At 72.5% G+C, this 14,316-nt stretch carries 10 protein-coding genes and 1 pseudogene; 8 read left to right on the top strand and 3 right to left on the bottom strand.

Annotation, left to right across the window (positions count from 1 at the left end; genetic code table 11):
• A pseudogene (locus HET64_RS26710) lies at nt 1-849 on the bottom strand (hypothetical protein); the annotation flags it as partial.
• Between the two features lie 567 nt (nt 850-1,416).
• On the opposite strand from HET64_RS26710, the gene leuS reads away from it, so the two are divergent.
• From leuS to HET64_RS26735, 5 genes are all read left to right on the top strand, one after another.
• The gene (leuS, locus tag HET64_RS26715) at nt 1,417-4,290 is read left to right on the top strand and encodes a leucine--tRNA ligase (protein ID WP_215109717.1); all 2,874 of its coding nucleotides are present in this window, start codon (nt 1,417-1,419) and stop codon (nt 4,288-4,290) included.
• A gap of 275 nt (nt 4,291-4,565) precedes the next feature.
• Nucleotides 4,566-5,351, top strand: a complete 786-nt coding sequence (locus HET64_RS26720) for a hypothetical protein (RefSeq protein ID WP_215109718.1) — start codon at nt 4,566-4,568, stop codon at nt 5,349-5,351.
• Between the two features lie 121 nt (nt 5,352-5,472).
• Nucleotides 5,473-6,318: a DegV family protein gene (locus HET64_RS26725; RefSeq protein WP_215109719.1), complete on the top strand. Its 846-nt coding sequence runs from the start codon at nt 5,473-5,475 to the stop codon at nt 6,316-6,318.
• A gap of 330 nt (nt 6,319-6,648) precedes the next feature.
• Nucleotides 6,649-7,719, top strand: coding sequence for a ComEA family DNA-binding protein (locus HET64_RS39265; protein ID WP_308370386.1), 1,071 nt, complete (start codon nt 6,649-6,651; stop codon nt 7,717-7,719).
• Nucleotides 7,716-10,310 (top strand): ComEC/Rec2 family competence protein, encoded by a 2,595-nt coding sequence (locus HET64_RS26735; protein ID WP_251145915.1) that lies wholly within the window; start codon nt 7,716-7,718, stop codon nt 10,308-10,310. Before HET64_RS39265 ends, HET64_RS26735 begins: the two co-directional genes overlap by 4 nt.
• 11 nt (nt 10,311-10,321) lie before the next feature.
• On the opposite strand, the gene HET64_RS26740 is transcribed toward HET64_RS26735, so the two are convergent.
• Complete coding sequence (locus HET64_RS26740; RefSeq protein ID WP_215109721.1) at nt 10,322-10,780, bottom strand: pyridoxamine 5'-phosphate oxidase family protein; 459 nt, start codon at nt 10,778-10,780, stop codon at nt 10,322-10,324.
• A gap of 121 nt (nt 10,781-10,901) precedes the next feature.
• Here HET64_RS26740 and HET64_RS26745 point away from each other — a divergent pair, with 121 nt between their 5' ends.
• The gene (locus tag HET64_RS26745; RefSeq protein ID WP_215109722.1) at nt 10,902-11,777 is read left to right on the top strand and encodes an arylamine N-acetyltransferase; all 876 of its coding nucleotides are present in this window, start codon (nt 10,902-10,904) and stop codon (nt 11,775-11,777) included.
• 356 nt (nt 11,778-12,133) lie between these two features.
• Nucleotides 12,134-13,015, top strand: coding sequence for a YceI family protein (locus HET64_RS26750; RefSeq protein WP_215109723.1), 882 nt, complete (start codon nt 12,134-12,136; stop codon nt 13,013-13,015).
• A 39-nt stretch (nt 13,016-13,054) separates the two neighbouring features.
• Here the strand turns inward: HET64_RS26750 and HET64_RS26755 are convergent, their stop codons facing one another.
• Nucleotides 13,055-13,300 (bottom strand): hypothetical protein, encoded by a 246-nt coding sequence (locus HET64_RS26755; RefSeq protein WP_015608452.1) that lies wholly within the window; start codon nt 13,298-13,300, stop codon nt 13,055-13,057.
• A 105-nt stretch (nt 13,301-13,405) separates the two neighbouring features.
• Here HET64_RS26755 and holA point away from each other — a divergent pair.
• A partial coding sequence (gene holA, locus HET64_RS26760) for a DNA polymerase III subunit delta (RefSeq protein WP_215109724.1) occupies nt 13,406-14,316 on the top strand: 911 nt, incomplete at its 3' end.

A 14,316-nucleotide genomic window follows, 5' to 3' on the forward strand; every position in this document is an offset into this window, starting at 1 on the left:
GCGGGCCGCTGGCGCTCCCTGCACGCGCTGGCGCACCGGCGTACCCCGTGGGTCGCGGTCCGGTTCGCTCCAGGCTGCCGGGTCGGACCAGGGTTCCCCGGCTGATGCGGAGGACTCCCGCAGGACCGGATCGGGGGCGCCCGGGGGCCCCTGGCCCAGCAGCACGGCGATCCGGTCGGCGATCCGCCGCTTCGTCGGGTGCGGCAGCAGCCGCAGGCACAGCGCGCCGGCGACACCGGTGAGGCAGAGGCCGTACATCACGACCACCCAGGTGGCGGGCGCACGCCCCGCGTACAGGCCGTGGATCAGCGCGGCGCACCAGGCCGGATACGCCAGCGCGTGCAGGGAGCGCCAGCGGCCCGCGATGCCGCCCGTGTCCCGGGGGGACCCCAGCGACTGCCCGAGCCGGGCGGCCGTGGGGGAGGGCTGCGCGAAGGCGCTGCGCAGGGCGCCGGTCGCGGCGGTGAGGACCATCAGCAGCCCGGCCAGCGAGCCGAACCCGATCAGCCCGGCCGTGCCGGTGACGCCGAGGCCGAAGGGTATGAGGGCGCCGATCAGGGACACGTGCCCGAGGGCCACCTTCACGGTTCCGTGCAGCAGCAGGAAGCCGAGCGAGGCCACCGCGGTGGCCCGGTGGACGCCCTGGCAGACGATGCGCTGACGGGTGGAGAGGAACAGCCGGTCGGTGGCCAGCAGGCCCCAGGCGACGGCGGCGCTGAGAGACACCAGCGACAGGACGCCGGTGGTGAAATCGAGGGTGGCGCGCAGTCCGTCGCTCCCCGCGACGGCGAGCAGGGGGACAAAAACCAATGCGGCGACTGTCAGGCCGCCCTGTACCGGCCGACTCATTCCGGAGCTCATGCCGGTGGATACGCGGATCTTGCGATGAGGGTTCATGCGATGAGGGTTCATGGGGGGCGACTCCGAATTTCGGCAAAGCGGTCCCGTTGCCGCATGCTAGGACGCCCCATACCAACCGGTACGGGCTTTGCTCGGTTGCCCCGAAAGAGGTCGGTACGCGGAGTAACCCCGCTTCCCGGGCGTTCCCTCCGCCGGGCGGCCACCCCGGCAGCCGCCCCGGAAACCGCTCCGGAACTCCATGGAAAGCACACGGGAGGGTCGTCGCACCCGCACCGTGCACCCACCGAAGCACCGCATTCGGCTACGGAGAGCGAGGGTTGATCGGCGGGGTTCCGGCTTCGCGCGTGCGATGTCCGCCCCTTGGTTACTCCCCGCTCCCTTCCGGGCCCGTGCGGTACCCTGACGCCATGCGTGCCGTACGCCTTCTGCTTAGCGAGCCGCGCTGAACAGTCCCGACCGGTGAGAACGCCTGGTCGGAGTCAGCGCGGCGTCCCCTCCTGTGCGAGGGGATTTTTCGTTTCCCGGCAGATGACGATCGATGGAGCTTTGAGGATCATGAGCGAGACGAATTCCGCAGCCGAGACGGCCGCGCCGCACCGCTACACGGCGGCGATGGCCGCCGACATCGAGGCACGCTGGCAGGACTTCTGGGACGCCGAGGGGACGTACGAGGCGCCGAACCCCACCGGTGACCTGGCGGGCGACCCGGAGCTGGCCGCCAAGCCGAAGAAGTTCATCATGGACATGTTCCCGTACCCCTCGGGTGCGGGGCTGCACGTCGGACACCCGCTGGGCTACATCGCCACCGATGTCTACGCCCGCCACCAGCGGATGACCGGCCACAACGTGCTGCACACCCTGGGCTTCGACGCCTTCGGCCTGCCCGCCGAGCAGTACGCCGTCCAGACGGGTACTCACCCCCGGGTCTCCACCGAGGCCAACATGGAGAACATGAAGGCCCAGCTGCGTCGGCTGGGTCTGGGCCACGACAACCGCCGCTCCTTCGCGACGATCGAGGCCGAGTACTACAAGTGGACGCAGTGGATCTTCCTGCAGATCTTCAACTCCTGGTACGACTCCGAGGCCGACCGGGCCCGTCCGATCGCCGAGCTGGTCGAGCAGTTCGAGAGCGCCGCGCGGGCGACCCCCGACGGCCGTGAGTGGAGCGCGCTGAGCGCCACCGAGCGCGCCGACCTGCTGAGCGAGTACCGCCTGGCGTACGCCTCCGACGCCCCGGTGAACTGGTCGCCCGGGCTGGGCACCGTCCTGGCCAACGAGGAGGTCACCGCTGACGGCCGCTCCGAGCGCGGCAACTTCCCCGTCTTCAAGGCCAAGCTGCGCCAGTGGAACATGCGCATCACCTCCTATGCCGACCGGCTGCTGAACGACCTGGACGGGCTGGACTGGCCCGAGGCCATCAAGCTGCAGCAGCGCAACTGGATCGGCCGCTCCGAGGGCGCCCGGGTCGAGTTCCCGGTGGACACCGCCGGCGGCATCACTGTCTTCACCACCCGCCAGGACACCCTGTTCGGCGCGACGTACATGGTGCTGGCCCCCGAGCACGACATGGTCGAGCGGATCATCCCGGCCGCCTGGCCCGAGGGCACCCACCCGGTGTGGACCGGCGGCCACGCGAGCCCGGCCGAGGCCGTCACCGCCTACCGCAAGCAGGCCGCCGCCAAGTCCGACGTCGAGCGTCAGGCCGAGGCCAAGGACAAGACCGGTGTCTTCACCGGTGCGTACGCGACCAACCCGGTCAGTGGCGAGAAGGTCCCCGTCTTCATCGCCGACTACGTCCTGATGGGCTACGGCACCGGCGCGATCATGGCCGTACCGGCGCACGACGCGCGCGACTTCGCCTTCGCGCGCGCCTTCGAACTGCCGATGCGCTGCGTCGTCCAGCCCTCCGACGACCGCGGAACCGACCCCTCCACGTGGGACGACGCCTTCGGCTCGTACGACGCGAAGCTGGTCAACTCCGCCAACGAGGAGATCTCGCTGGACGGCCTGGGCGTCGTCGAGGCCAAGGCGAGGATCACCGACTGGCTGAAGGAGCACGGCGTCGGCGAGGGGACCGTCAACTTCCGGCTGCGCGACTGGCTGTTCAGCCGGCAGCGCTACTGGGGCGAGCCGTTCCCGATCGTGTACGACGAGGACGGCATCGCCCACCCGCTGCCCGAGTCGATGCTGCCGCTGGAGCTGCCCGAGGTCGAGGACTACTCGCCGCGCACCTTCGACCCGGAGGACGCGACCGCCCAGCCCGAGACCCCGCTGTCGCGCAACGCCGACTGGGTCAACGTCACGCTGGACCTGGGCGACGGTGCCGGTCCGCGGAAGTACCGCCGCGAGACCAACACCATGCCCAACTGGGCCGGTTCCTGCTGGTACGAGCTGCGCTACCTGGACCCGAACAACGACCGGCAGCTGGTCGACCCGGCGATCGAGCAGTACTGGATGGGCCCGCGCGAGGGGCAGCCCACCGGCGGTGTCGACCTGTACGTCGGCGGCGCCGAGCACGCCGTGCTGCACCTGCTGTACGCGCGTTTCTGGTCCAAGGTGCTGCACGACCTGGGCCACATCTCCTCCGCCGAGCCGTTCCACAAGCTGTACAACCAGGGCATGATCCAGGCCTTCGTCTACCGCGACAGCCGGGGCATCGCCGTCCCCGCCGCCGAGGTGGAGGAGCGCGACGGCGCCTTCTACTACGAGGGCGAGAAGGTCAGCCGCGTCCTGGGCAAGATGGGCAAGTCCCTGAAGAACGCGGTCACGCCGGACGAGATCTGCGCCGAGTACGGTGCGGACACCCTGCGCCTGTACGAGATGGCGATGGGCCCCCTGGACGTGTCGCGCCCCTGGGACACCCGGGCCGTGGTCGGCCAGTACCGGCTGCTGCAACGGCTGTGGCGCAATGTGGTCGACGAGGAGACCGGTGAGATCACCGTCGTCGACACGGAGCCCGGCGAGGACACGCTGCGCGCCCTGCACAAGGCGATCGACGGGGTCGGCCAGGACATGGCGGGGATGCGGTTCAACACCGCCATCGCCAAGGTCACCGAGCTGAACAACCACCTGACGAAGGCCGGCGGCCCGCTGTCGCGCTCCGTCGCCGAGCGACTGGTCCTGCTGATCGCACCGCTGGCCCCGCACATCGCGGAGGAGCTGTGGCGGCGGCTGGGCCACACCGGGTCGGTCGTACACCAGGACTTCCCGGTGGCGGACCCGGCGTACGTCGTGGACGAGACCGTCACCTGTGTCGTCCAGATCAAGGGCAAGGTCCGGGCTCGCCTGGAGATCTCGCCCGCCATCACGGACGAGGAGCTGGAGGCGCTGGCCCTGGCCGACGAGGCGGTCGTCGCGGCGCTGGGCGGGGCCGGGATCCGCAAGGTGATCGTGCGCGCGCCGAAGCTGGTGAACATCGTCCCCGCGTGACGTCTCCTCGACGTCCCTCTGAGGCGTGCCTTTGACACGTCCTTCTGAGACGTCCCTCTGAGACGTCCCTCTGAGACGTCCCTCTGAGACGTCCCTCTGAGACGTCCCTCTGAGACGTCCCTCTGAGACGTTCCTCTGAGACGTCTCTCTGAACGGTGGGGGCATCCCCTACGGGCAGGTTGGGGGTTCCGAAGGAACCCTCGGCCTGCCCGTTCCGTTTACGGTGGAGGGGGCGACCGGAATCGGCGGCCGCATCGAGATATCGAGGGGCATTCATGGAAGCCGCGATCACGATCCTGGCGTTGTTCCTGGTCGCGTTCGTCGCGCTGGGTGTCTACGCGACGGTGAAGGCCGTCGGCGCGGCCAAGCGAGGCGTGGACCGCACGATCACGCAGGCCCGGCGCACCGTGGAGGACACCACGCTCCGGGCCAAGAGCTTCGGGCAGACGGGTGTCGCCGGCGAGCTGGCGCAGCTCCGGCTCGCCCTGCGCACCTCGATGCGGGCCACGCAGGACGCTCTGCACGCCGGTGCCGCCGAGGACGCGTCCCTGGCGGAGTCGGTGGCGCTGTTCCGGAGGCTGAGCGAGCACGGCCTCGAACTGGACGACGAGCTGAAGCGGCTGGAGCGCGAGCCGGACCGGGCGACGGTCGCGGGCCTGCTGCCCAAGCTGAGGGAACGCACGCAGCGGATCACGCACTCGGCGGAGTCGTTGCGCTGGGCGGCGCGGGACCGGGCGCGGCAGTTCGCCGACGACGACCTGGACGCTCTGAACGCGCAGATCGACATCGAGGCCGGCGCGCTGCGGCACTGGACCGTCGAGGACCCGTCGCAGGCATCCGGCGCGGGGGCGCCCGCCTCGGCACCGGGCCAGGGCCCGGGGACGGACTGGCCCGAGCCGGCCGCCTCGGCGGACCTCTCGGCCGGCACCAGCAGCACGGCCGAACAGGCGTGGTCCGGACCGGCCCGCGAGGAGAGCCCGCAGGCGATCACCGCCCCGGACCCGCGGCTGCGCACGACCTACCCCTGGCAGAAGTCCACCCGGCCGGAAACGACGAACTGACGCACACGCGACGGCTCCGGCTCTCCACGACCCGGCCGGATACGTTCCCGAGCGGCCATGAATGATCAGAGGGCCGGGGCCGGGCTGCCGCACTCCCACCACGACAGGTAACCTCCGGCTCATGTCCCGCCATGTCGCTATCGTCACCGATTCCACGGCCTACCTGCCGCGCCCGACGATGGAACGGCACGGCATCACCGCGGTGCCGCTGACCGTCGTCCTGGGCGACCGGGCGCTGGAGGAGGGCACGGAGATCTCGGCCCGCTCGCTCGCCCTGGCTCTGCAGAAACGCCACTCCGTGACCACGTCCCGCCCCAGCCCCGAGGTCTTCGCCGCCGCCTACCGGACGGCGGCCGAGGGCGGCGCGGACGCGGTGGTGTCGCTGCACCTGTCGTCGGAGTTCTCGGGCACGTACGACGCCGCGCTGCTCGCGGCGGCGGACGCCCCCGTTCCGGTACGCGTGGTGGACACCGGCATGGTCGCCATGGCCCTGGGATTCTGCGCTCTGGCGGCTGCGGAGACCGCCGAGGCGGGCGGCGGCCCGGACGAGGCGGTGTCGGCCGCGGAGAAACGGGCCGCAGGCACCTCGGCGTATTTCTATGTCGACACGCTCGACTATCTGCGCCGGGGCGGACGCATCGGTACGGCGCAGGCCCTGCTGGGATCCGCGCTGGCGGTGAAGCCGATCCTGGAGCTCGACGCGGGACGGATCGAGATGCTGGAGAAGGTGCGGACGGCGTCCAAGGCCATCGCCCGCCTGGAGGAGATCGTCGCCGAGCGGGCGGGGGCGGCCCCGGTGGACATCGCCGTCCACCACCTCGCCGCCCCGGAGCGCGCGGAGCGCCTGGCCGAGCGGCTGCGCGAGCGCGTTCCCGGCCTGGTCGACCTCCACGTCAGCGAGGTCGGCGCGGTGATCGGGGCGCACACGGGGCCGGGGCTGCTCGGCGCGGTGATCTCCCTGCGGTGATCTTCCTGCGGTGATCTCCTCGCGGCGATCTCCCCGCGGCGAGCGGGATTTCACTCCGTGGAGTGGTCGAGTTGTCCACAACCGCCGGTCTTTCCACAGGAATCGGCGCTGCTCAGCGGGTTCGGGCGGATGTGCCTAACGTCGTGAGGCATGGCCCTTCGATCTTCTCGGGCGTCGGCTCCCGATGCTCTGTCCGCCCCTGCCCTGTCATCCGATGCATCGTCCACGTTCCCACCTCCGCCTTCGCCTCCGCCGCCCGACCCGTTGGCGGCGAGGACGCCCGCACGGGTGCGGCGCGGTTCCGGCACCCGCCCGAGCGGCCCGGCGGGCGTGGGCCCCGGCACGCGTTCCGGTGCTCGCCACGGTGGGCGGCTGCCCGCGCGGGGCCGTTCCGCCCGTGGCGCGGCGGCTGCGCGTCGTCGGGCGGACGCGCTGATGGCAGGTGTCCACGGACCCGGGGGCGGTACCGCGCCTGCACGGGTACGTGAGGTGGAGCCCGCGCCTGTACCGGTACGTGAGGCGGATCCCGTGCCCGTACGGGTACGTGAGGCGGAGCCCGCGCCCGCACGGGTACGTGAGGCGGAGCCAGCGCCCGTGCTCGTGTCCGAGGCCCCGGGGGCGGTGTCCGGGGGTTCGTCCAGGGCGGGCCGTCTCGTGTCGGCCGTTCGGGAGCGGATGCCGTTGTGGGTGCGGCTCCGGTGCGGGATGGCGCCGCGCACGCCGGTGGTGCTGGGGCTGGTGCTGCTCGCCGCCGTGGGTGTCGCGGCGTTTCACTTCTGGTCCGTACGCCCCCAGGCCGTGCGCGCGCCGGAGCCGGTCGCGGCCGAAGCGGCGGCGCCCGCGTTGCCACCGGATCCGTTACGGGCCGGGGGCTCCGGTCAGGTCTCCCGTCCGCCCCCAGGGGCGCCGCCGGACGCGGATGCGGGCGGGCGCGGGCGCGGGCAGATCGTCGTCGATGTGAGCGGCAAGGTGCGTCGGCCGGGGGTCCTTCGGCTTCCGGCGGGCTCGCGGGTGGCGGACGCGCTCGACGCGGCGGGTGGTGTGCGCGCGGGAACGGACGTGACAGGGCTCAATCGGGCGCGGGTCCTGATGGACGGTGAACAGGTCGTCGTGGGTCTGCCGCCCGGCCCGCCGGTCCCCGGGACGGTCGGTGGCGGGCGCGCCGGGGCCGACGGGCCGGGCGGCGCGCCGGGCGGGCCCGGACCCTCGGCACCGCTGAGCCTGAACACGGCGACCGCGGAGCAGCTGGAAACGCTGCCAGGGGTCGGGCCCGTGCTGGCCCAGCACATGATCGACTACCGCACGGAGAACAACGGATTCCGGTCCGTCGACGAGCTCCGGCAGGTCAACGGGATCGGCGACCGCCGCTTCGCCGAACTCCAGCCGCTCGTGCGGCCATGAGCAGCCGGGAGGCCCGGCCCCACGTCCGGGGAGCGGGCGATGCGGCGGGCAGTTCGGCGTGTGCACCCCGTGTTCCGGGAACGTCGAGTGCTGCGGGGACGCCGAGTTATGCGGGTGCTTCGGGGGACTCGGGTGCGCCGGGTGGGGTCGGCTCGCGAGGGGAAGGGCCCGCGGATCTGCGGCTCGTTCCACCCGCTCTGGCGGTCTGGGCGGCTGCGGCGTCGACGCTGGGGCTGCCGGGGAGGTGGGTGGCCGCCGTGGCCGCCGCCTGTCTGGTTCCGGCGGTCGTTCTGCTGGTGGTGGCCTCGCGCACCTCGCGGGAGGGGAGGCCCGCCGGACGGTCCCGGGCCGTCGCCGCCGGGGGAGCCGTCCTGCTGTGCGCGGCGGCGGGCGCGGCCGTGGCCGGACTCCACGGGGCCGATGTGCGGCGGGGGCCCGTCCCCGGTCTGGCAGAGGAGTACGCGCGGATCGACGCCGACGTACGGGTGACCTCGGATCCCCGGACGACCCGCCCGGCGGTCCGGGGCAACCACAGCACCCCGGCCCTTCTCCTGATCGACGCCGAGGTCATGGAGGTGCGGACGCCGGGCGGCTCGGGCACCCGGGTCCGGACACCGGTGCTGCTCATGGTCGCGGCGGGCGACCACCGGGCGGGCTGGCAGAAGCTGCTGCCGTCCACCCGGATCCGGCTCGGCGGAAGGCTCTCGCCCCCCGCCCATGAGGGCGAACGCCTGGCGGCGGTCCTCCGGGTGGATGCCGAGGGGGCGCCTCGGATCACCGGTCCGCCGACGTGGATCCAGCGCACGGCCGGGGAACTGCGCGCCGGGTTGCGGGAGGCGACGGACGGTCTCGACACGGACGCCCGTGCGCTGTTGCCGGGGCTGGTCGTCGGAGACACCTCCAGGGTCTCGCCAGAACTCCACGACGCTTTCAAGGCCACCGACCTGACGCACTTGCTGGCAGTGTCAGGTGCCAATCTGTCGATCTTGCTCTTCCTCCTCATCGGCCCTCCCGGATCGGCACACAACAGCGAACGGCGCGGACTGGCACCGAGATTGGGCATCTCCCTGCGGGGGACCGCGTTGACCGGCGGTGCGCTGACGCTCGCCTTCATCGTCGTGTGCCGTCCCGAGCCGAGCGTCCTGCGCGCGGCGGCCTGCGGCCTGATCACCCTTCTCGCCATCGGGACCGGCCGCCGCAGGTCCCTGATCCCCGCTCTGGCGGCGGCGGTCGTGCTCCTGGTGCTGTACGACCCCTGGCTGTCGCGGAGTTACGGGTTCTTGCTGTCGGTCCTGGCCACGGGCGCCCTGCTGACGCTCGCGCCGCGATGGAGCGCGTCACTGCAACGGCGGGGGATGCCGGGCAGGCTCGCCGAGGTGCTGGCCGCGGCGGCGGCCGCGCAGGCCGTGTGTGCACCCGTGGTGGTGGTCCTGGCCTCGCGGGTCAGCCTGGTGGCGGTCCCGTGCAACCTGCTGGCGGAGTTCGCGGTGGCGCCGGCGACCGTGCTCGGGTTCGCGGCCCTCGCCGTCGCCCCGGTCGCCCCGCCGGTGGCCGAACTGCTGGCCGGGATCGCCGGCTGGCCGGTCGGGTGGATCGCCACGGTCGCCCGCACGGGGGCCGGGCTCCCCGGGGCGGAGGCCCAGTGGCCCGGAGGGTGGCCCGGCGCGGCGCTGCTGGCCGGCCTCACGGTGCTTGCCGTGCTCCTGGCGCCGAGGCTGGCCCACCACCCGTGGATCTGCGCGGCCACCGGGCTGCTCCTCGTGCTGGCGGTGCTGAGGCCGGTTCCGCTGACCCGGATCATGACCGGATGGCCGCCGCCCGACTGGGCGTTCGCGCTCTGCGACGTGGGGCAGGGCGACGCGATGGTGCTCATGGCGGGGGAGGGTACGGGGGTGGTCGTCGACGCCGGACCCGACCCCCGTGCGGTCGACCGGTGTCTGCGCGACCTCGCGGTGACCCGCGTCCCCCTGGTGGTCCTCACCCACTTCCACGCCGATCATGTGCGCGGGCTGCCGGGCGTGCTCCGGGGCAGGGCGGTGGGCGCGATCCAGACGACGAGCCTCGAAGAGCCGCCGGAGCAGGCCGCGTTCGTACGGCGGACAGCGGCTGCGGCGCGGGTCCCGACGATGCGCGCCGTGGCGGGTGAGCACCGCCGGGCGGGCCCGGTCGACTGGCGGGTCCTCTGGCCGCGCCAAGGGCCCGGGGGAGCGGGGACGCCGGTGCGGGAGCCGAACGACTCCAGCGTCACCCTGCGCGTACGGGCGGCCGGCGGGCTGACGCTGCTGCTCCTCGGGGACCTCGAACCCCCGGCCCAGCGGGAGTTGCTGCGCGGCCGGGAGGCTCTGGGGCCGGTGGACGTCCTCAAGGTGGCCCACCACGGCTCGGCGTTCCAGGACACCGGGCTGCTCCACGGCGTACGGCCGAGGCTTGCGCTCATCTCCTGCGGCGCGGACAACCCGTACGGACACCCCTCGGCCCGCACGGTGGGCGCCATCAGGGCGGCCGGAGCCCGGGTCCTGCGTACCGACACCGACGGCCCGATCGCGGTGGCGGGCACCGGGAAGGAGTTGCGGGCGGTGGGCCGGTCATGACAGAGCTCGGGTCAGACCAGCCACGTTCCGGCGAGCATCAGGTCGCGGTCGGCGAGTTCGTTCACCTCGCGCCAGGCGCGCACGGTGTGGGGAGTGATGCGGAGAAAGACCCAGACAGGGGTGCGCGGGTCCCATCGCAGCTTCGCGGCGAAGGCCTCCCTTGTCGCGGGGGGAAGGTCGGCCCCCTCCAGGACGCTCGCCCCGCCCTCGATCAGCACCACGTCGCGGGTGTGGCCGAGGGTGACGCGGATCGGGCCGTCGGGAGTCACGTTGACGGCGGTGGGATTGGTCCGCCGGGTGGCCATGACCAGGGTGCCGTTGTCTTCGTCCCAGAGGAACGACAGCGGGACCAGAGTGGGCACGCCGTCCGCGGAAGCTGTCGCCACCCAGGCGTCGTCGTCCTGTCGCAGCCGGTCCAGGGTGTCCTGCTTGCGCTGCTCCCGGCCGCGCGCGGGATCGGATTCGGTCATGCCCGTCAGGCTAGACCGCGATCACCGTGCCACGCCTCGGGCAAGGGGCCTCGGTCAGGAGTCCTAGGACCTGTCGTGGGACCGGTGGTCCGTGGGGCGGGAGCGGGCGCAGACTGGGCCCATGACCCCGCAGACACCCACGACGTCCGGTGCCTCCGTCCCGGGACCCGGCAACGGCGACGACGGCGTCACCGCCGCCGCCGTCGACGCCTATCTCACCCGGATCGGTGCGGACCGTCCGGCGCGGGCCGACATAGCAGCGCTGCGGGACCTGCAGCACCGGCATCTGCTCGCCGTGCCCTTCGAGAACCTCTCGGTCCATCTGGGCGAGGACATCGTGCTGGACGAACAGGCGCTCATGGACAAGGTGACCGGCGGCCGCGGAGGCTTCTGCTACGAACTGAACGGCGCGTTCGGGGCGTTGCTGCGTGCCCTCGGCTTCCGCGTGACCCTGCTCCAGGCCCGGGTCTTCGGCGACGGCGGCCGCCTGGGCATTCCGTACGACCACATGGCGCTGCGGGTGGAGACCGACGACGGCATGGGGCCCTGGCTGGCGGATGTCGGGTTCGGCGACAACGCGCTGTGGCCGCTGGCGCTCGACGACCGGGCGGATCAGGAGGATCCCCGGGGCGTGTTCCGGCTCCGTCAGGCGCCGCTGGGGGACCTGGATCTGCTGCGCGGGGGCTCACGGCAGTTCCGGCTCGACCTGAGGCCGCGGACGCTGCCGGAGTTCCGGGGCGGGGCCTGGTACCACCGCACCTCGCCGGACTCGCACTTCACCCGGTCGCTGGTGTGCTCCCGGTACACGGAGACCGGGCGGGTGACGCTGAGCGGACGGACCCTGGTCACCACGGTCGGCGGGGACCAGCACCGTACGGAACTGGCCACGGACGAGGAGGTGCTCGCCGCCTACCGGGACCACTTCGGGGTACGGCTCTCCCGGGTTCCGCAGCTCCGGGGGGCGGTCGCGGCACCGGGGCCCGACGCCGACCGGTGACACGCGAACCCCAGGGCCGAACGCCGAAGCCGAAAGCCACGGCCGAACGCCGAAGCCGACACGGACTAACGCCTGGGCCGACCGCAGGGGGCGACTGATCCACACAAGCGGGACTCGTGATTCGGGCCTTCGGTGACACCTGCTTACATCTCGTCGCAGTTCATCGCACCTCGCCATACGCCCGTACACCTCATTACACCTAGTCGCAGCTCCGTACAAGACCCTCCGAGGTCCTCCGTTTGCCTCGAACACCGCAATAGTGATCGAATGCATGCTCGTCGGCGGGCCGCTGATCCGACAAAGACGTCCACCTGTCAGGGGCCCGAAGCGCGCAGCGCCCCTGGGGGTACGTGGAGATGTTCGGCCGTTGGCTGGGAAACAGAGGCCAGGCGGGTGGGCGCGGTGGGGCCCTCGCCGGATTCCAGGTGCCCCGTACCGCGGGCGTGCTCAACTGCCGGGTGCTGGACCCGGTCAACGAACCGGTTCAGCAGGCCGAGTTCGTCGTGACCGACAGCGCGGGCCGCAAGGTGATCGGCGGCGAGACGGACCCCTTCGGCAGCGTCCTCGCCACGGTCCCGGCGGGCGACTACCGGCTGGCGATCACGGCCGAGGGCTTCACCCCGTTCCACGGAGCGGTGACGGTGGCCGAGGGCGCGCACGCCACCCTGGGCGATGTGACCCTCCAGGTGGCACAGCCGCCGCAGCTGCCCGAACCCGGCGACTGGGACATCGAGCCGAACCACTCGCAGATCGGTTTCACCGCCCGGCACATCGGGCTGGCGCGCATCCACGGCAGGTTCAACACCTTCGCCGGGGCGGTCCGGATCGCCGACCGCATGGAGGATTCGGCCATGCACGTGATCATCGACGCGGCCTCGATCGACACCAATGTGCAGATGCGCGACGACCACCTGCGCTCCGGCGACTTCCTCGACATCGGCCGTTACCCGACGCTGGAGTTCTACAGCGAGCGCTTCGTCCACCGGGGCGGCAGCCGGTGGGGTGTCACCGGGGCGCTGACCCTGCACGGCGTCAGCCGTACCGTGACGCTGGACACCCAGTACCTCGGTATCGGCAACGGCCTGGAGGGCGAGACGCGCGCCGCCTGCCGGGCCACCACCGAACTGCACCGTGAGGACTTCACCCTCACCTGGCAGACCATGCTGGCCCGCGGGATCGCCGTGGTGGGGCCGAGCATCGTGATCGACCTGGACATCCAGATCGTTCCCCGGGGCTGAGCGGGCCGGACCGTTCCCGAGGGCCGGTTCGGCCGGGCGTCACGGCTTCTCCAGCCAGCCTTCGTACTCCTCCGCGAACGCGTCGAGCGCGGCCGGGTCCAGGCGCCCGGCCGGGTCCTCCACGACCACCAGCCACTGGGCGTCCTCGGCGTCGTCCTCGCCGGCCAGGGCGTCCCGCACGAGTTGAGGCTCCTCGGCGACCCCGAAGCGGTCCGCCAGTTCCCCGGCCACCTCCTCCGCGGCGTCGCGGTCGGGCAGCACCAGTACATGTCTCACATCGCTCACCCGGTCATTCTCCGGTACGGGCGTCCGTGCCTCGCGCTCCGGCCCCGCGCACCGCGATCCCGGGGCCGTCCGGGCTGTCGGTGGGGCGTGGGATGCTGGATCGCGATGGCCACCAGGAAGAATTCCACCGACGATCCGCTCGCGCCCCTCACCCTCGCCGTGGGCCAGGAGGACCTCCTCCTGGACCGTGCGGTGCAGCAGGTGGTGGCGGCCGCCCGTGCTGCCGACGCCGACACGGACGTACGTGATCTGGCGTCCGACCAGTTGCAGCCCGGCACGCTCGCCGAGCTCACCAGCCCCTCGCTCTTCGCCGAGCGCAAGGTCGTGATCGTGCGCAACGCGCAGGACCTCTCGGCCGACACGGTCAAGGACGTCAAGGCGTATCTCGGCGCGCCGGTCGAGGAGATCACGCTCGTCCTGCTGCACGCGGGCGGCGCCAAGGGCAAGGGGCTGCTGGACGCGGCGCGCAAGGCCGGGGCGCGGGAGGTCGCCTGCCCGAAGACCACCAAGCCCGCCGAGCGGCTCTCCTTCGTACGGTCGGAGTTCCGGACCCATGGGCGGTCCGCGACACCGGAGGCGTGCCAGGCGCTGGTCGACTCCATCGGCAGCGATCTACGGGAGCTGGCGAGTGCGGTGTCCCAACTGATCGCGGACGTCGAGGGCACGATCGACGAGGCGGTCGTCGGGCGCTATTACACCGGGCGGGCGGAAGCCTCGTCGTTCACCGTCGCCGACCGGGCGGTCGAGGGGCGCGCGGCGGAGGCGCTGGAGGCACTGCGGTGGTCGCTGTCGACCGGGGTGCCGCCCGTCCTGATCACCAGTGCGCTGGCGCAGGGGGTGCGGGCGATCGGGAAGCTGTCCTCGGCCCGGGGAGGCCGGCCGGCCGATCTGGCCCGGGAGCTGGGTATGCCGCCGTGGAAGATCGACCGGGTGCGCCAGCAGATGCGGGGGTGGACGCCGGACGGGGTCGCGGTGGCCCTGCGGGCCGTGGCGGCGGCCGACGCGGGGGTGAAGGG

The organism is Streptomyces sp. McG3, from assembly GCF_018619185.1.
Lineage (GTDB): Bacteria > Actinomycetota > Actinomycetes > Streptomycetales > Streptomycetaceae > Streptomyces.